At 36.2% G+C, this 17,497-nt stretch carries 17 protein-coding genes and 1 tRNA gene; 8 read left to right on the top strand and 10 right to left on the bottom strand.

Features of this window, described 5'->3' with window-relative positions; genetic code table 11:
* Positions 1 to 64 precede the first annotated feature (64 nt).
* The 3 genes from G9C87_RS18580 to G9C87_RS18570 are packed head-to-tail and all read left to right on the top strand — an operon-like array spanning position 65 to position 3,073.
* Positions 65 to 919 (top strand): transketolase, encoded by an 855-nt coding sequence (locus G9C87_RS18580; RefSeq protein WP_273651083.1) that lies wholly within the window; start codon positions 65 to 67, stop codon positions 917 to 919.
* A gap of 32 nt (positions 920 to 951) precedes the next feature.
* Entirely contained in the window at positions 952 to 2,115 is a 1,164-nt protein-coding gene (locus G9C87_RS18575) for a hypothetical protein (protein WP_172283929.1), read from the top strand.
* Between the two features lie 10 nt (positions 2,116 to 2,125).
* Positions 2,126 to 3,073 carry a transketolase family protein gene (locus G9C87_RS18570; RefSeq protein ID WP_172283927.1) on the top strand — a complete coding sequence of 316 codons (948 nt, stop codon included), beginning with the start codon at positions 2,126 to 2,128 and terminating at the stop codon, positions 3,071 to 3,073.
* Positions 3,074 to 3,150: 77 nt separating this feature from the next.
* Here G9C87_RS18570 and G9C87_RS18565 read toward each other — a convergent pair whose 3' ends face one another.
* The 5 genes from G9C87_RS18565 to G9C87_RS18545 all read right to left on the bottom strand — a co-directional run bounded on the left by G9C87_RS18565 (position 3,151) and on the right by G9C87_RS18545 (position 10,056).
* A complete protein-coding gene (locus tag G9C87_RS18565; RefSeq protein WP_172283926.1) occupies positions 3,151 to 3,564 on the bottom strand; it encodes a nuclear transport factor 2 family protein in 414 nt (137 codons plus the stop codon).
* 2 nt (positions 3,565 to 3,566) lie between these two features.
* On the bottom strand, positions 3,567 to 4,094 hold the full coding sequence (locus tag G9C87_RS18560; protein ID WP_172283924.1) for a TetR/AcrR family transcriptional regulator: 528 nt from the start codon (positions 4,092 to 4,094) through the stop codon (positions 3,567 to 3,569).
* Between the two features lie 108 nt (positions 4,095 to 4,202).
* Positions 4,203 to 4,610: a hypothetical protein gene (locus tag G9C87_RS18555; RefSeq protein WP_228457049.1), complete on the bottom strand. Its 408-nt coding sequence runs from the start codon at positions 4,608 to 4,610 to the stop codon at positions 4,203 to 4,205.
* 38 nt (positions 4,611 to 4,648) lie between these two features.
* Positions 4,649 to 5,119 carry an Lrp/AsnC family transcriptional regulator gene (locus tag G9C87_RS18550; protein WP_089029148.1) on the bottom strand — a complete coding sequence of 157 codons (471 nt, stop codon included), beginning with the start codon at positions 5,117 to 5,119 and terminating at the stop codon, positions 4,649 to 4,651.
* Between the two features lie 134 nt (positions 5,120 to 5,253).
* Positions 5,254 to 10,056 (bottom strand): translocation/assembly module TamB domain-containing protein, encoded by a 4,803-nt coding sequence (locus tag G9C87_RS18545; RefSeq protein ID WP_172283922.1) that lies wholly within the window; start codon positions 10,054 to 10,056, stop codon positions 5,254 to 5,256.
* Positions 10,057 to 10,060: 4 nt separating this feature from the next.
* Between G9C87_RS18545 and tsaD the strand changes: the two genes are divergently transcribed.
* Genes tsaD through G9C87_RS18530 form a run of 3 tightly spaced genes read left to right on the top strand, consistent with a single transcriptional unit; the run spans position 10,061 to position 12,221 of the window.
* On the top strand, positions 10,061 to 11,077 hold the full coding sequence (gene tsaD, locus G9C87_RS18540) for a tRNA (adenosine(37)-N6)-threonylcarbamoyltransferase complex transferase subunit TsaD (protein ID WP_172283920.1): 1,017 nt from the start codon (positions 10,061 to 10,063) through the stop codon (positions 11,075 to 11,077).
* Positions 11,078 to 11,121: 44 nt separating this feature from the next.
* A complete protein-coding gene (locus tag G9C87_RS18535; RefSeq protein WP_172283918.1) occupies positions 11,122 to 11,487 on the top strand; it encodes a four helix bundle protein in 366 nt (121 codons plus the stop codon).
* A gap of 38 nt (positions 11,488 to 11,525) precedes the next feature.
* On the top strand, positions 11,526 to 12,221 hold the full coding sequence (locus G9C87_RS18530; RefSeq protein WP_172283916.1) for an RsmE family RNA methyltransferase: 696 nt from the start codon (positions 11,526 to 11,528) through the stop codon (positions 12,219 to 12,221).
* Between the two features lie 27 nt (positions 12,222 to 12,248).
* Here G9C87_RS18530 and G9C87_RS18525 read toward each other — a convergent pair whose 3' ends face one another.
* Genes G9C87_RS18525 through G9C87_RS18515 form a run of 3 tightly spaced genes read right to left on the bottom strand, consistent with a single transcriptional unit; the run spans position 12,249 to position 14,199 of the window.
* A complete protein-coding gene (locus G9C87_RS18525; RefSeq protein ID WP_172283914.1) occupies positions 12,249 to 13,097 on the bottom strand; it encodes a hypothetical protein in 849 nt (282 codons plus the stop codon).
* Entirely contained in the window at positions 13,094 to 13,525 is a 432-nt protein-coding gene (locus G9C87_RS18520; protein WP_172283913.1) for a hypothetical protein, read from the bottom strand. The genes G9C87_RS18525 and G9C87_RS18520 overlap by 4 nt, the downstream gene beginning before the upstream one ends.
* 17 nt (positions 13,526 to 13,542) lie before the next feature.
* Entirely contained in the window at positions 13,543 to 14,199 is a 657-nt protein-coding gene (locus G9C87_RS18515) for a TrmH family RNA methyltransferase (protein ID WP_172283911.1), read from the bottom strand.
* Positions 14,200 to 14,365: 166 nt separating this feature from the next.
* Here G9C87_RS18515 and G9C87_RS18510 point away from each other — a divergent pair, with 166 nt between their 5' ends.
* Together G9C87_RS18510 and G9C87_RS18505 are read left to right on the top strand one after the other, a co-directional pair.
* Positions 14,366 to 15,382 (top strand): asparaginase, encoded by a 1,017-nt coding sequence (locus G9C87_RS18510; protein WP_172283910.1) that lies wholly within the window; start codon positions 14,366 to 14,368, stop codon positions 15,380 to 15,382.
* 54 nt (positions 15,383 to 15,436) lie between these two features.
* Positions 15,437 to 15,523, top strand: a tRNA-Ser gene (locus G9C87_RS18505).
* 494 nt (positions 15,524 to 16,017) lie between these two features.
* Here G9C87_RS18505 and G9C87_RS18500 read toward each other — a convergent pair.
* Positions 16,018 to 16,317 (bottom strand): hypothetical protein, encoded by a 300-nt coding sequence (locus tag G9C87_RS18500; RefSeq protein ID WP_172283908.1) that lies wholly within the window; start codon positions 16,315 to 16,317, stop codon positions 16,018 to 16,020.
* 207 nt (positions 16,318 to 16,524) lie between these two features.
* On the bottom strand, positions 16,525 to 17,256 hold the full coding sequence (locus G9C87_RS18495) for a hypothetical protein (protein ID WP_172283907.1): 732 nt from the start codon (positions 17,254 to 17,256) through the stop codon (positions 16,525 to 16,527).
* Positions 17,257 to 17,497: the final 241 nt, after the last annotated feature.

Here is a 17,497-nt window from a genome sequence, read left to right as displayed (position 1 = left end):
GTCCGGATTTTGAATTTCCATAAGCCAGTAAAAAATCGTAAATTCGCGTGCAAATAAATCAGATATAATGAGTAAAAGTATCGAAGAGTTGAAATCTCTTACTACACAAATCAGAAGAGACATTTTAAGAATGGTTCACGCTGTTAATTCAGGACACCCTGGTGGAAGCTTAGGATGTACGGAATTCTTTACAGCGCTTTATGGAAAAGTATTGAACTATCATCTTCCTTTCACTATGGAAGGTAAAAATGAGGATCATTTCTATCTTTCCAATGGCCACATTTCACCTGTTTTTTATTCTACTTTGGCTAGATTTGGCTTTTTCCCGGTTGAGGAATTAAAGACTTTCAGAAAGCTTGATTCAAGATTACAGGGACATCCGACTACTCATGAGGGATTACCTGGAATCCGTATTGCTTCAGGTTCTTTGGGACAAGGACTTTCTGTAGCTTTAGGGGCTGCCTTAGGTAAAAAATTAGACGGAGATAAATCATTGGTTTACTCACTTCATGGTGATGGTGAATTACAGGAAGGACAAATCTGGGAAGCTTTAATGTTTGCTGCAGCGAAGAAAGTAGATAATATTATTTCTACGATCGATTACAATGGTCGTCAGATCGATGGTGATACTGATGATGTATTGAGTTTAGGTGATCTGCATGCTAAACTGGAAGCATTTGGATGGACTGTATTAGAAGAGAAAAACGGGAACGACCTTGAAGCGGTGATTGCTATTCTTGAAAAAGCAAAAACAGAAACAGGTAAACAAAAACCGGTAGCGATCCTTCTTCATACTGAAATGGGTTATGGAGTGGATTATATGATGGGAAGTCATGCTTGGCATGGTAAAGCGCCTAATGACGAGCAATTAGACACAGCATTTAAGCAACTTTACCTGGAAGCTCCTGCAGATTACTAATATCTTTGATTGTCACAATTATCAAGTATTCCATGAAAAAATTCATCATAATCTGCTTGCTTACAAGCTTTATTTTAGGAGTCGCTCAAGAGAAGAAAATTTCTTTCTCTAAAGTGTTTAATTATCAAATGATTGATAAGAAAGCTTCTTTACCTACCCTAAAGATGTATGCAAGTAAGAATAGTGAATTTCTCACCCGTCTGAACATCAAAGAGATTCCCATGTATTATTATACCGACGCATTGGGAACAAGCACGGTTTCATTAGAAATGAACAGCCGTCTTGCAGGTTCAGGTTTGAGTGCTTTGATGTATTTGGGGTACAGTGGCTATGATTATGGAGAAAAGGAAGAGTATACTTTGGAAGCCAGAAAACTGGATACAAAAGAAACTATTCTGGGAATGCCCTGCTCACATTATCTGGTCAACTACCGTTCAAAAGATGGAACGAAAAAGGAAAATGAAGATTTAAAATTGTGTATTGATGATCAATCGTCTATCAATAACATGTCTGTATTTAACGGACTTTTGAATCAGTATCTTCCGGGCGTAAAAATGAAAAGCTCCGGCCTGAAAGGCCTTATTTTAAAAGTGGGTCCTGAAAAAACGTATGATAAAGAATACTTTGTACTGGAATCGGTAAAAGATTCTCAAGATCAGGTATTTTTTGATCATAGAAAAGCAATGATGGACAGACAAAGAAAACAGGACTCTCTGATGATTGCCTACAAAAAGCAGGAAGAAGAATATGCAAAGGCTGATTCCGTATATGCAACAACTGATTCTACCGCTATCGTAGCTGATTCTGCTGCTACAGCCGCAGTTCCATATGCTGATGAGACTTATTATTATATTCCCGACTATGTTTCTTCATATAAGGAGAACCAGGATGAAGACGGAAGCTTGGCTATTGCAAACATTCCGGCTGAAACTCTTTGGAAAGGACTGCCTAAGCATTGTAAAAATTTCGAAAAAGATCTTCCAACCTTTAAGCTTAAAGAAGTAAAAGGACATTTGAGAAATTATGTGGGTCAGATGTGTGATATGTATCTTACACAATCGACAGGACACAATGTAGGTATCAAACTTACTTTGGATGAAATAAGAAGAGAAGTTCTTTACCTTAATACGATTCAGGAAAAACTTGATCAATCTGATAAAAAGAAATTAAATAATTATTTAAAAACTCTAGATTAAAAAAATAAAAATGAAATATACATATACAGAAAAAAAGGACACACGTTCAGGATTCGGAGCCGGATTAGCTGAGCTTGCAGATAAAAATCCAAATGTAGTAGCACTTTGTGCAGACCTTATCGGATCTTTAAAAATGGAGAAATTCATTGAAAAGGCACCGGAAAGATTTTTCCAGGTAGGAATTGCTGAAGCCAATATGATCGGTATCGCTGCAGGTCTTAGTATTACAGGAAAAATTCCTTTTACCGGAACGTTTGCCAATTTCTCTACTTCCAGAGTATATGACCAGATCCGTCAATCTGTTGCCTATTCAGGAAAAAATGTAAAAATCTGTGCTTCACATGCCGGGCTTACATTAGGAGAAGACGGGGCTACTCACCAGGTTCTTGAAGACATTGGTATGATGAAAATGCTTCCTGGAATGACGGTAATCAATCCGTGTGATTACAACCAGACAAAAGCAGCTACTATTGCTATCGCTGATTTTGAGGGTCCTGTATACTTAAGATTTGGAAGACCTACCGTTCCTGTATTCATTCCTGAAGATATGCCTTTCGAAATCGGAAAAGGAATTATGTTGCAGGAAGGAACAGATGTAACAATCGTGGCAACCGGACATCTTGTTTGGGAGTCTCTTGTAGCTGCAGATGAGCTTGAAAAAGAAGGTATCTCTTGTGAGGTGATCAATATCCACACTATTAAGCCGCTTGACGAGGAAATCATCTTAAAATCAGTTGAAAAAACCGGCAAAATAGTAACTGCTGAAGAGCACAATTATTTAGGAGGTTTAGGAGAGTCAGTTGCGGGAATGTTGGCGAGAAAAAGACCAACAAGACAAGAATTTGTGGCAGTAAATGACACTTTCGGAGAGTCTGCTACTCCTGCTGAATTGATGAAGAAATACAAGATTGATGCTGCTGCTGTAAAAGAAGCCGTAAAAAGAATTTTAGAGAAATAATTTCTCTGACAATTTTTATATACATAAAGGCATCCCAGATGGGATGCTTTTATTTTTTACAGAATCGCGTTCTGCTGTTATTTAAATTTCCGTTCTTCTTCCTTAATCGCTAAATCATTGATGCTGGCATATCTCTTTTTCATAAGTCCGTTTTCATCAAACTCCCAGTTCTCATTTCCATACGCTCTGAACCACTCTCCATTTTTTGTCTGATATTCATATTCAAAACGTACGGCTATACGATTATCGGTATGTGCCCAGTATTCTTTCTTAAGCCTATAATTGAGCTCCTTTTCCCATTTATGACGGAGAAATTCAATGATCTCTTCTCTCCCGTTCACAAACTGGTCTCTGTTTCTCCATTCACTGTCTTGAGTATACGCTTTAGAAACCCTTTCAGGATCCTGACTGTTCCAGGCATCTTCTGCTAACTGGATTTTTTCTTTTGCCGTTTCAAGGGTAAAAGGTGGAAGTGGGTGTTTCTGTTCCATTTTTATGGTATTAAATTGGTGATTATCTTTTTTGATTTTTCTATAAGTTCATTGGATCTAAACAACTGGCTTTCTATAATACTGCTCTCAAAAAGCATGTAAACATGATCACTGATTTCAGCATCATCCACTATTTTCATAAAGTAATTACGGAGATCTGTTTTATGATGTTGAATTACATTAAGAATCTTGGTATTATCAGTTGGAATTTCAGATAAGATATTGAGAAAGCTGCAGCCCCTGAAATTCTCTTTTCGATTCATGTCAATCAGGAAGTCAAAAGCAGTCATTATTTTCGATTTAGCACCTCTTTTCCCCGCCGTAAAGGTTTCAAGCTCACTGAACCAGTAAGTATGCCTGGTATTCAAAAACTCAACACACAAATCTTCTTTGGACTTAAAATACTGATAAAAACTCGCTTTGGCTACACTCGCTTCTGAAATAATCTGATTAATCCCTGTAGAGTTGTATCCCTGGGTGGAAAATAATTTCATTGTCGTTGCTACGATCCTTTCTTTTGGAGATATCATAAACCAATATATTATTGAAACAAAGGTAGAAAAAAATAATAACATACAGACAGGTCTGTCTGTTAATTTTCAAATAAAAAAAACCTTCATTACGAAGGCTTCTTATTTTTATTTGAAAAATTTCCATTTAGGAATTATTGCAAGCATCCCAAATCCTGTGAAGAGGAAAAGATTGGTAACATCCGTGTACAGGAATGTTGAAAGATAATAGTTGTGCATAAAGAAATGCAGCACTAGCAAAGCAGGAAAAGTAAATATGCCTATCTTCTTATAAAAAAACATCAGTATGAGACTTATCATCATAAGAATGTCTATAGAAAAGATGACATAAAAATACCATCTGGGAATATTAAGGTATTCGTGCTGCAGGTATTCATCTACATCTATCCCCAATCCCATGATTGTAAATAACATTAAAGATGCAAATGCTAAAATAAAACCCCATCCCTTCTTTGGGTCCTCATCAAAGTAACTGTATTCTTCCATAGGTACAAAAATAAAGAACTTATGAATCATATCATAAGTTCTTCTATAATTATTCGTTTAGAATTTGATTAAATAGAAATAGCGTTGATTAGTCTATTTTTATCACTTAAGTATTCTTCCATGGAAATCATACTTTCTGTTCTCATAACATCCTGAATATCGTCTATCTGATAGATAATTCTTTTCGCGTCTTCAGTATTCTTCGCTCTTACTTTACAGAAAATATTATATTTTCCAGAGATCACACTCGCCTCGATTACGTTTGGAAGAGTTGATAACTCTTTTAAAACTTCCTGAGTACGGTTTGATTTAGTTAAAAGAATTCCGATAAAAGCAGTAAAGTGATAATCCAACTTACCATAATCGATATTAAGGGATGATCCCAAAATAATACCTGCATCTTCCATTTTTTTCACTCTTACGTGAATTGTACCCGCAGACACATCCATCTGTTTAGCAATTTCAGTAAAAGGCATTCTTGTGTTTTCTACTAAGAAATCAAGAATCTTTTTGTCTATTTCGTCCAGTTGATAGTTCATATTAGTTAAATTACAATTTTTTTAAAAAATCTATGTATTTTTTGCAAATCTATAAAAAATAATTTAACTAAAAAAATTATAACAATAATTAACAATAATTAACACGGATGATAAAAATCATTAAAATATTCAAATTATTTACCCATTGCTTTTAGGGAATCTGTTTTTATTTCTTTTCCAGTCTCTACAGGTTTTTTGTCTTTTTTCTTTCTTTTAAACAAAGAATTGAAGCTTTTACTCCACACAACACCGCCTCCATAGGCTTGATTTGCAGATCCGTTAGTACCTGCACCTACCACACCCATTCCGATATTCGTAGGTTTAGAGTAACCTCTTAAAACTAAACTTCCGTCATTTTTCTTAGAAATATCGTATTCAATAGATCCCTCTCCGGAGAGATAATTAGCTTCCGTACTCTCTGTTTTTGTTAAAGGAATACCCAAACCTGTCTTCACTTTAATCCTCGGAGAAAGTGCAAAGCTTACACCGGCGTTCGCCCTGTCTCCTGTATTGGAGTTCTGGTCTCCTTTTACATAATTCAGGTCAATCTGAAATTCGTTACTCATTGTATTAAGAACAGATCCCAATTGCTTTAAAAGCATATTATATCCTGATGATTCCGCTACACCGGCAACATCTACACCCACACCTCCGGTATTTGAAATATTAAAACTATTCAATAGCAATATAGATCCGAACTGCAATACTTTTTCTCCCTCCTGGCTCATTTTTGCTGCCAAGGTTTCTTTTACCTGGCTGGAAACGTCCAGAGCAGAAACATCAAGGTCAATTTTAGGATCCGTCAATGACTGCGTAATATTTGCCTGTAATAAGATACTGATTGGCTGAAGGCTACCCATATTCAAATATTGCCCTGCATTTGAAACCATCCTCACATAATTCGCCGTAATATTAAGTGCAGGCCTCATCGCATCACCATCCCAACGGATACTGCTTCCTTTTTCTATCTGGAATGTTTTATTAAGAATAGCTTTTGAAACGAAAGTACCATTTTCCACCTTATAAGTTCCTCCCATTGCAATAGCCCCTTGTCTGTTCATGAGGAATTTTAAGTTTTGAGCCTCCCCTTTTACCGTAATATTACCTACATCATCTCCTACCAGTACATTTACAGTCGTTCCCTTATCTACATCAAGAGAAAAGTCTATATTCATATTGGCTCCCGTCTTTTTCTTTTCTTCAAGGGTTACCAATCCGTCTTTTCCTTCTTTTAGGAACCTCAGCATTTTGAACTCCTCAACATTGGAAGTTGAACCTGAGTTAAAGGTAAATGTACTTCCGCTAAGAGCCTTCATATTTGGCGTGGATATACTGAGACCAGATACAGGACCATCAATATAGAGATCCCCTTGTCCATATACTCTACCCCAGAAAAGATCAAGATCTTTTTGCGTGCTGTTCAGAACTAAAAGATTATCAGCCCTCATTACAAGGTTGACTCCCATTGAAGAAAGGGTTTCAAACTGGATTGCCCCGGAAATATTACCTTTAGAATTGGATCGCCCATCATGAACTTCAATATTATTTAAAATTGCCAATCCTTTTGATAATGGAATGACTGTATCGTCAAACGAATAGTCTACTCCTGTAAACAAAAGTTTTAATCCAAAATCTTTTAAAGCTATATCACCACTGTAGTCAAGATTCTTTAAGGTACCGTTTATTTTAAGGTCCCCTGTTGCCTTACCTCTCAGGTTTCCGAAGATAGACTGCACAAACTGCTGAGCAAATGAAATATTAAAATCCCTCATTTCCGCTACCAGATCAATCGTTGGAGAAGCAGTGTTGTTATTTACAGTTCCGGTAAGATTCAAATTATTATTTCCCAGCACCCCTGCTGATGTTACTTTTACATCAATATCGTAAACATTAAGCGAGAAGCCATTGGTTGCAGAGATGGTAAGATCTCCCATATCCGTTCCGTTCATCTTGATATCATCAACCGTTAAATCCACCAAAGGTTGTAAGGTGCTCTTATCCATCCTTATTTTCACACTTCCGTTTGCCAGCCCTTTGATGTCCATGGAATTCCCACCAGACTGCATTTCCAGGAGCTTTTCAATAGCAAAATCATTGATATCTGCATCTACATAAAAGTCTTTAGCAGATTTGAAGGTAGATTCTTTAATAAAAAGAACACTTTTATCCGAATATATTTTCAAATTACTGATTTCAAAGTCACTGGTCTTTTTCCTGTAAGTAATTGAGTGATTCAATTCAGGACTTGTATCTATGGCCCAGGTTACATCATTGAATTTTACTTCAGTAGGATCAAATTTAAAAACAAAATCACCTCCGGCATTGGTAGATTGATTAACGTTAATCGCATATTCTTTAAGATTATCATCCAGTTCATCTGCCGGACTGCCATGTTTAAATTTGGTTGCTAAATGTAATATGGAATTGTTTTCATTTTTACCACTAAGCGTGATGTCTTTAAGGACATTATTATTGTATTGTACCTTATTTATTTTAGCGTACAATTGTTCATCCAGGTTAGCCGTATTTATTCTTACCATTACACTATCCACTAAAGCACTGTCTCTCGTAATATTTCCCCTCTCGTTTATTTTATAAGCAGGGTTAGCTTCTGCCAATGCCTTATCGGCTTCTGTAATCTCCGCTTCTTTGGTCATTATATACTTTAGGGAAGCAGCATCTATATTCAACCTAAGGTTGTTGGCATTTCCATCATATTCCCCTTCTACTACGGCACCTTGAGGCAGCTTAAGATCCGGCAGGAAATAGCTTACCAATCCTTGCTGAACATCAAAATTCATGGCAAAATTTTGTCCGCGATACAACTTTCTGGGTGGCGGCCCTACCAGGATTTTCCCCAAGCCGTTTTCTACCATTCCCGTAAGATCAGCCAGGTTGTACTTCCCTGATATTTTTCCATTTACAGCTCCCGGAGCATCAACGGAAATAATCCTGCTACCCGATTCTATAAATGTTTTGAGTTTAGCATTGGGAATGATATATTTTTGCGTTGCTGTAGCAAAATTAATGTTATTAGCCTCTACATCCATCGCCAGGTCATTAATGGTGGCCATGGACATTTTTCCGATTACCTGTCCGCTTACTACCTGACTTCCGGGCTTATCTGTAAAATAATTCATGTTCAGGTAATCCACATCAGCATTTACATCCATGGCGATTCGCGAAGTGCTGAAGTCAATAAGACCTTTTACAGTAGCCTTAGCCTGTTCATCATTGACAGTAATGGTTCCGTTATACTTCTTGTGATCCAGTAAGCCATCCAGATAGAGGTTATTAATTTCCTTATTCATGATCTCAACCTTCGAAATCTGAGATTTTGTGGTCAACCTCATGGTATTAACATCAAAGCTTTGTCCGGTAATATCAAATTTCCCGGAAATTAAACCTACAGCCTTATTTTTTGTAATTACGGAAACATTCAGATCTGTTGCTTCTACATATCCTGCATATTTTGGCATAGCTGTACTATAGCCGGACAAAGTAAGTTTTGTAATCCTGGCCTGTCCGATTCCGGTCATAAGATTTCCGTTCGGAATAAAGATTTGATCAGGGTTTACTCTTGCCGCTCCGTTATACTTCAGCCTTCCGAAATCATCTGCAAAGTTCTTCATCTTTTTTGAAATGAATGAAGGCATCATGGCTTTTAGATCCACGTAGGTAAAATCAGTAGAAAGATTGTTGGTTTCGATCTGGAAGTTTCCTTTCAGAAGGTTATTGACCTTCATCGTCTGCGTTGCTATATTGACATCAGGGTTTCTGATAAGGAAATTTTCAAGATAAAATTTATTCAGCGGGCCATTCATTTTCCCGGAGACATTGAAAGGTTTAAAATTATCCCAGTTGGTGACAAAATAACTGATATCGTATCCGCTCAACTGGCTTCCCTGTTTAAGATTCATGTCCCACCGTACCCGGTCTGCAAAATCCGCCCAGGATCCGTTATTGAGGTTAAATTTAATATCTCCCTGCAAAAGGGTATGATCTGTATTTATCGTTAAATCTTTAAGAGAAAGATGTTTATGGGTTAAAGATAATTCCGTCGAGAAGGTGTCCACAAAATGAGATTTTCCCCATCGTGTTGTAACGAAGGACATATTATTGATCAACGCAGAAACATCAGGTCCACTCACTTTAAGATTAGGAGCCTTCAGGTTGAACTTAGTCGCAGTAAGCCACTTCCCTGCCTCTCCCGGTGAGTTTTGGTTAACGATAGAAACTTTAGAGTCAATGATTTGTATGCGAGAATTCAATTCAAAAGCCGGCTTTTTCGGATCCCTTTTCTTACCGTTATCAAATAATTGGGTAAAACGAATAAAATTTGAAATGCTATCTCCTTTATATGTAATTACTTTAACATCGGCATTAATCATCGTAAGGGAATTAAAGCTCAAAGAGTTGCTTTTCCCGGAAATAGCCCCTACTGCCAGCGATAACCAGTCCGAATTTGCCCGGAACTCACGTGCCTTAATAAACTCTAATCCTTTATAATCTTTAACTTTTAATCCTTTGATGGTAACATTTCCAAAATAATTTACTTCCACACTTTCAGTGGACATATCTGCTTTAAAATCCTTATTGACAATCTGCAACGCCTGATCTGCAGCCCATTGTTTGGTAACAGGAAGATTAATAATAATGACAATGGCAACAACAACAGAAACGACCAACCAGAATAAAATAAGTAAAAGTCTCGTCCACCATGAATAGCTGGTAACATCTTTAGCGGCCTGTTTCCCAAATTCCTGAACAGTTTCCACCGGATGATGAACAGCATCGGAAGCAAGTTCAGAGGCTTCTTTTACCGTTTCTTTTACTTTTTCCTCAACATTTTCTACAGTCTTTTGTACCTGATCACTTAAGTTTTCAGTTACAGATTTTTTATTCTCATTTTCGTTATTATTCTCTAACTTTGCCATTATTATGAGCGAGTCTATAATTTTAGGTATCGAGTCGTCTTGTGACGACACATCAGCAGCTATCATCAAAGGGAACACTATTCTTTCTAATATTGCTGCCAATCAGGCTATTCACAAAGAATATGGAGGCGTTGTTCCTGAGCTGGCCTCAAGGGCCCATCAGCAAAACATCATTCCCGTTGTTGAAAAATCTCTCACCAAAGCAAATATACAACAAAATGCGATCTCTGCTATAGGATTTACACGCGGACCAGGACTTTTAGGTTCTCTTCTTGTGGGGACGTCTTTTGCTAAATCCCTGGCTATGAGTTTAGATGTCCCATTGATCGAGGTAAACCATCTCCAGGCTCACATTTTAGCGCATTTTATTGACGATGCAAATCCTATGCCGCCAAAATTCCCATTTTTATGCCTTACGGTGAGTGGAGGACACACCATGATCGTTTTGGTAAAAGACTATTTCGATATGGAAATTATTGGTAAAACCACAGACGATGCAGCGGGAGAAGCATTTGATAAAATCGGAAAAATATTTGATCTTGATTATCCTGCAGGTCCTATTATCGACAAATTAGCGAGAGAAGGAAATCCCGACGCATTCAAATTCAACAAACCCAAACTGGAAAATTACGATTACTCCTTCAGTGGGATAAAAACTTCAGTACTCTACTTTATCCAGAAAGAGGTAAAAAAGAATCCTGACTTCATAAAGGAAAACCTCAACGATCTATGTGCTTCCGTACAGAAAGCTATTATTGAGATATTAATGAACAAGCTTGAAAAAGCCGCGAAAGAACTTAACATCACTGAAGTAGCCATTGCCGGCGGTGTATCAGCCAACTCAGAATTAAGAAAAGTAATGCAGGACAACCATCAAAAACTTGGGTGGAACATCTACATTCCAAAATTTGAATACACAACGGACAATGCAGCCATGATCGCTATGGTAGCACAACTCAAGTTCGAAAGAGGAGAATTTACAGATTTGAGAACGAGTGCAACATCGAAATATGATTTGTAATTTTTTGCTAAATTGTAAAGTTGCAAATTTGAAAATCGTAAAAGATGGATCAGTTTTACTTTGAAAAATTAGAAGTCTGGCAAAATGCCCGGCAATTGGTCAAGGAAATTTATATTGCAACTCAATCTTTTCCAGAAAGTGAGAGGTTTGGAATCACAGATCAAATTCGAAAAGCAAGTATAAACATTACGGCTCATATAGCAAAAGGTGTGTTAAGAAAATCAAAGAAAGATAAATCCCGTTTTTTAGATATCGCTTTTGGCTCAACAATAGAAGTAATTAATTTTTTAATTCTTTCGCACGATCTGCAACTTTTAAATTATGAAGACTACCTTCATTTAAGAGGTCAGTCAGAATTCATTTCTAATCAAATTAATTCATTAAAGAAGTCCATCGATAATGAATCTTAGCCCTAATTAACAATTCAGCGATCAAAAGCTATCAACTTATGAAATTATTTCACGGACATATAGAAAACAATACCGTAACAATACATGATGAGGAACAACAGCATATTGTAAAAGTTCTTCGTATGAAAAACGGAGAGGAAATCCATGTAACAGATGGAAATGGAAATCTTGCCTTTGGAAAATTGATTTTGGAAGGTAAAAAAGCTCTTTTGGAGGTGTCCGACATCAAAACCGGACTTCCGGATTTCAATCCTAAACTCCATATCGCGATTGCTCCTACCAAAAGCATTGACCGGATAGAGTTTTTTGTAGAAAAAGCTGTAGAAATGGGCATTTCCGAAATCAGTTTTTTAATAACTGAAAAGACAGAACGTAAAAATATCAACATTGATAAGATAAGAAAACAAGCTATTGCAGCTTCAAAACAAAGTCTGAGATTTCACTTTCCTGTCATTCATGATCCCGTAAAGTTTTCAGATTTTATAAAAGGTATATCCCCGGAAAGTACTTTTGTTGCTCATTGCCATGAAAACCTGAAGAGAATTGAGCTTAATCAAATTCCCAAACTGGACCATTTCACTTTTCTTATTGGTCCTGAGGGTGATTTTTCTGAAAAGGAAATTCAAACTCTTGCAGATCAGAAAGTAAGAGCCGTGTCCCTTGGAAATCAGAGACTCAGAACCGAAACAGCAGGCATATTTGTCGCATCATGGAATTACCTTCATCTAAAATAGCTGCATAAGATTACAAGATAATATCTTCTAAGCAACCAAATATTTTTTTCTAAACAGAGGTCTCAAAAGATGATAAGGGAAAAAGATGACAATCAGGAAATAATTTGCATTTTCAAATTCAGCTAAAACAAATATAGCTGTGTAAACATGAAAAATGTAAAGGAATATTAAAAAGAAGGTAAGCAGTTTCCGATTAAAAGCCCCAAGAAAACAAAGGAATTGCGTCAAAATTCCTAATACAGTTATTACAACCCAAATATGATCATAGGCATAAATACTTTTAAATACAGGAGGTATTTGCATATCTGCCATCCAATAATTATCATAGGTATTAAGCTTTGCAGCATCTTTGCTAACCCAGGTGAGCTTATCCGTATTTTTAATCAAATTCTTTACCGTACCCAGGATTTTACTCATTCCTGCAAGGGTATAGGTCATTAGTATTCCCAAATAAAAGTATTGTACAAGTTTATAATCCTTGTCTTCTAATTCCTTTGGGAGTAAAAAAATACCAAGAAAAAATCCCAGAACGATGATGTGCCCATCGTGATGGACTCCAAAGTTGGCCGCAATAGGGAGATTAATAATAGCGACTAACAGAAAAATAAAAAAATTAAGAAGATAAGATGGTTTGAAAACCGTAATAATCAAAAGAGCAGCACATACGATCAAAAGTCCGGCAAAAACAAAGGTCCCCGGAAGTTCAGGAAAGATCAGCTTTTCAAGCTGGAAAACAGGTTCATAGATTGTCGCAGGTCTTTCTTTCAATCTGATAAATTCCAGATACTGCGCTACCAGCCAGTACAATCCGAAAAACCTTACCATGTAGTAGGCAACCTTATAATTGAATACAGTAAGCTGAGGATAGTTCATCACAGTTTTACAATCAGTTTTTTGTTGATATTCATCTTTGTTTCTCCTATTTCCTTCGGACGATAAGTCTCTTTATAAAGAAGATAACCTTTATATTGAGGTTCAGTATCTTTTGCGAAAATCAGTAGCTTCCTCTTATTTTCTTCCCTGTTCACATTATCTTCTATTCTTTTACCATAGGTTCCCACGATTACAGCTTTGTCATTGGCATCATAGCTGCGGACGGATTTATTTACAATTCTAATGGTATCACTATCGGTGATTCCATAGAGTTTATATTGGTCTTCCGTAGCCTCTCCTCCGCTAGGCACTGTAAAAAGCTTCCAACTGAAAAACGGATATAATTCTTTATACCCTTTTTCCATGATAACTAAACTGATAAGGGACATTACAAAAGAAAAGATAAATAAATGTAGGGTATATTTTTTCATCAGATTAACAATGGGAATTATGTTTTTAAATAATGTTCGAGGATTTCATGGCCGCTTCTTATAGAATTCACAGCCCATCGTATTTTCATTTTCAGGAGTTTCTCTTCATTGAGTTTGTATTCCATTCCTGATCTGAGAAGCTTTTGTTTTAATTCATACATACAGATTCCTGCAGCAACGGAAACATTAAAACTCTTTGTAAAGCCATACATGGGAATAGCCAGTGTTTCATCTGCAAAGTCAAGAACTTCTTCTGACACACCTTCCAGCTCAGTTCCGAATACCAGGGCAATAGGCTTCGTAATGTGGTAATCAGGAAGCATTACAGCATTTTTTTCCGGTGAAACGGCTAAAATTTTGTAACCTTCATTTTTAATTTCCTGAAGTGACGAAATATCTTTAGCCATTTTCTTTACTTCAACCCATGTTTCAGCACCTTTTGTAACGGTAAGATTGGGATTAAAAACATTTTCTTCTTCCATAGCTACCACTTTATGAAACCCACAGGCTTCCACAGATCTAACAATCGCTGCTGCATTTCTGAACTGATAAATATCTTCCATTACGGGAAGCACAAAATCAGAACTCTCCTGGGAAAAATGTTCGATCTTCCTTAATCTCTCATCCGTTAAAAATTGTTTTAAATATTCAAAAGTTTGTGCTAAATCTTTCATCTGCATTCAATTTCTTTTTAATAACAAGATGGAACGCAACTCATTATAAAATGATTTTATAAAATTTATCATGAAGCGTTTCATTCATTTTCAAATCTTTGCAAATTAACGTAATTTTGAGTTTATAAACCTGCACAAGGTTCAACTTCTTAATAAAAAGTAATACATGAAACGAAAAGTCCTGTTGATATACACTGGTGGAACTATTGGAATGGAAAAAGATTATGAAACCGGAAGCCTTAGGGCATTTGATTTCGGAAATATCTTTGAGAAAATGCCGGAAATGAAACTTATGGAATGTGAAGTTTTCGTCCATCCTTTTGCAAAACCTCTGGACTCTTCAGATATGGGACCGGAAGAATGGAAAATCATTGCGCATTATATTCATAAAAATTACGATCATTATGATGGCTTTCTGGTTCTTCACGGAACCGATACCATGTCTTATACGGCTTCTGCACTAAGTTTTATGTTGAAAGGACTGAGAAAACCGGTTATTTTTACCGGTTCACAACTTCCTATTGGAGATCTCAGAACCGACGCTAAAGAAAATCTGCTTACAAGTTTATATTACGCCAGTTTATATGAAAACAACGAACCTGTTATTCAGGAAGTTGCCATCTATTTTGAGTATAAACTATTGAGAGGAAACAGGACATTAAAATATTCCGCAGAATATTTTGATGCATACGCAAGTCCGAACTACCCTATTCTGGGTCAATCCGGGGTTCACCTTAATATCATCAAAGATAACCTTCACCGTTGTGATCAGAATGTGGAGTTTCACGTTGATGATCATATTTCCGAGGATATTTTATTCTGGAGAATTTTTCCGGGAATGCACTTAAGCCATTTCAAGGAAATTCCCAAAATGAAAGTCCTTATCCTTCAGGTTTTTGGTTCCGGAACTATTTTCAGCAGCGAAAAAACACAACAGACACTTGAGGAAATCCGAAATAACGGAACTGAAATCGTAGTAGTAAGTCAGTGTATTTCAGGAGGAATCTCGTTTGGAAAATACGAAAACAGCAATATTTTCTCGAGGATTGGTGCCATAAGCGGAAAAGATATGACCGCAGAAACTGCAATAACAAAAGCGATGCATTTAGTCGGCAATCCTAAATATCAGGGAAGCTTTGCAGAAAACTTTTCAAAGAGTTTATGTGGAGAAATTACAGACTAATTGCTTTAATTATTTGTAAATTCAAGAAAATACATTACTTTTGCAATCTCAAACAGAAAGGTGTCCGAGTGGTTGAAGGAGCTACCCTGGAAAGGTAGTATACGGGTAACTGTATCGAGGGTTCGAATCCCTTCCTTTCTGCAAAATAACGTACTGAAAATCAGTACGTTATTTTTTTATACAGCATCACTATTTTTCTATATTTTTATTTTCAGAGCTTTATATATACAAAACAGGTACTTACTACTTCGTTTTTACATAATTTTTACACAACAGATATTACTATCAAAATACACCTATTATTATGATCACGATCATAAAAAAGCTTGTTCACAATTAGTATATTCGAATATTAGTTTTCCAACTGATAAATTTCATCAAGTTAAATTAGCTTCCCTGCCCCGGGAAGCTTTTACGCAAAAAACACTTTTTAAAATTTTTTTAAATACTGGATTGGAGCCTTTCAATTGAAAGGCTCCTTTTTTGTAATAATTTCTAGTCTAAAATAAAATATTAATCCGGGGATGAACCAACAACTACACGCCCCTAATAAAGAGAATTAATTCAAAAGATATAGATCATAAAAAAACGACTATCATTACTGAAGTCGTTTTTTCTTATTTTTTCTGAAAAAATTATTTCTTTAAATCTGCTTTCACATCTTTATAACCATCTGAAACCGCATCGGCTCCCTTCGTGGCTGTTTTACCAACCCATTTTGTACCTTTTTTAACTCCTTTTTTAGTAGCTTTTGCACCTTTGGTCGCTGTTTTACCTACCCAATTAGCACCATCTTTCACACCCTCCCCAGTTGCTTTTGCTCCTTTCTCAATGGCTTTACCTACATTTTTAACTTCTTTTTTTACAGTCTCTTGGGCATTAATAGCTGTTGCAAACAACACAAAAGCTAATAAGCCAAATAATTTCTTTTTCATTTTTTTTATTTTTTAAACTGTGGTATATATTACATAAAACAAGCCAAATTTATTCAGCCTAAAAAGATTAGTAAAAATAATTTACTCAAAATAAAGAGCAAAAAGTTAAAAAACTCTTGTGAATGCCGAACCGAAAGCTTGGTTATCTTTTTAAAATAAAAAAACATTGAATTTCAATGTTTTTTTATTATTCTGTGCATGCTTATCTTATAAACGGCTAACCGTTAATTGGTATGTTTTGGATACATTTCCATTATTGGTTATAGTGTACGAATCAGTTGTAGCCTTCATAACAGTAAAGTCGAATTGCGTTCCCGTACCTCCATCAGCACAATTGGTTACATTGGGAAATACGACACTCCATGTTCCCGAAGTATTGGCAGAAGGAGCAATCGGAGCAATAGTGGGATTTCCAATTTTATCTCTTGCTACTCCTGATACATATCCGAGAGACAAGCCATTATATACAAAGGTTGTAATCATAGCTCTTGCACATCCATTTGTAGATTTTACAATGAAAAGACCGGTAGCAATATTCACCGTAGAGGGTACTGTAACTGTTGCACTGGCTCCAGCCGCCACAGTTACAGCTTCGGTATAACTATAAGACGTAGCTACAACATCACTGGTAGCCAAATCCCTTGTAAGTATATCGAAACTTGAAGGTACTTGTCTGATTAAATTCCGGATTCTAAGGCTTTGATTTTTGGCATCTACATCCAATGACCTTTGTGGGCTGGCATTTCCTATTCCCACATTTCCCGCTGCGGTAACAACAAAATCATTAGCTTCCTGAGCTGCAGTCGGGGCGCCTGTGGCCGCATTGTCTTTTGCTCCGTCAACATGTAAAACTGCCTGAGGGTTAGTTGTACCGATACCAACCTGTGAAAAATAAAGCATTGGTAGGCATAAACAGTAAAATAAAATAGTTTTTCTCATAACTTGATTGGTTTTAAAAGATTAGATATAAATAATTCAATTTTAAGAACCTGATAAAAAACATGATACAATCTTAATCTGTCTGCCTAATGTACTCTTATAAGAATATTCCACTATCGTTAACTCAAAGTTAAAAAAATAAATCAAATGTTTTCAAAATAAATAAGTTATAAATTATTTCAAATAAAATAACTCATCATTTTCATCGCAATTAATCTTATAAAATATTTTTCAAACATCA

It is taken from the genome of Chryseobacterium sp. LAM-KRS1 (genome assembly GCF_013184525.1).
In the GTDB taxonomy this organism is placed as follows: domain Bacteria; phylum Bacteroidota; class Bacteroidia; order Flavobacteriales; family Weeksellaceae; genus Chryseobacterium; species Chryseobacterium proteolyticum.
Note: the sequence above shows the minus strand (reverse complement) of the source record. Positions and strands in the feature narration are given on the sequence as shown.

Coding starts and splice junctions, on each gene's coding strand:
- G9C87_RS18575 (WP_172283929.1), top strand. CDS start 952: ATGAAAAAATTCATCATAATCTGCTTGCTTACAAGCTTTATTTTAGGA.
- G9C87_RS18570 (WP_172283927.1), top strand. CDS start 2,126: ATGAAATATACATATACAGAAAAAAAGGACACACGTTCAGGATTCGGA.
- G9C87_RS18565 (WP_172283926.1), bottom strand. CDS start 3,564: ATGGAACAGAAACACCCACTTCCACCTTTTACCCTTGAAACGGCAAAA.
- G9C87_RS18560 (WP_172283924.1), bottom strand. CDS start 4,094: ATGATATCTCCAAAAGAAAGGATCGTAGCAACGACAATGAAATTATTT.
- G9C87_RS18555 (WP_228457049.1), bottom strand. CDS start 4,610: ATGATTCATAAGTTCTTTATTTTTGTACCTATGGAAGAATACAGTTAC.
- G9C87_RS18550 (WP_089029148.1), bottom strand. CDS start 5,119: ATGAACTATCAACTGGACGAAATAGACAAAAAGATTCTTGATTTCTTA.
- G9C87_RS18545 (WP_172283922.1), bottom strand. CDS start 10,056: ATGGCAAAGTTAGAGAATAATAACGAAAATGAGAATAAAAAATCTGTA.
- tsaD (WP_172283920.1), top strand. CDS start 10,061: ATGAGCGAGTCTATAATTTTAGGTATCGAGTCGTCTTGTGACGACACA.
- G9C87_RS18535 (WP_172283918.1), top strand. CDS start 11,122: ATGGATCAGTTTTACTTTGAAAAATTAGAAGTCTGGCAAAATGCCCGG.
- G9C87_RS18530 (WP_172283916.1), top strand. CDS start 11,526: ATGAAATTATTTCACGGACATATAGAAAACAATACCGTAACAATACAT.
- G9C87_RS18520 (WP_172283913.1), bottom strand. CDS start 13,525: ATGAAAAAATATACCCTACATTTATTTATCTTTTCTTTTGTAATGTCC.
- G9C87_RS18515 (WP_172283911.1), bottom strand. CDS start 14,199: ATGAAAGATTTAGCACAAACTTTTGAATATTTAAAACAATTTTTAACG.
- G9C87_RS18510 (WP_172283910.1), top strand. CDS start 14,366: ATGAAACGAAAAGTCCTGTTGATATACACTGGTGGAACTATTGGAATG.
- G9C87_RS18500 (WP_172283908.1), bottom strand. CDS start 16,317: ATGAAAAAGAAATTATTTGGCTTATTAGCTTTTGTGTTGTTTGCAACA.
- G9C87_RS18495 (WP_172283907.1), bottom strand. CDS start 17,256: ATGAGAAAAACTATTTTATTTTACTGTTTATGCCTACCAATGCTTTAT.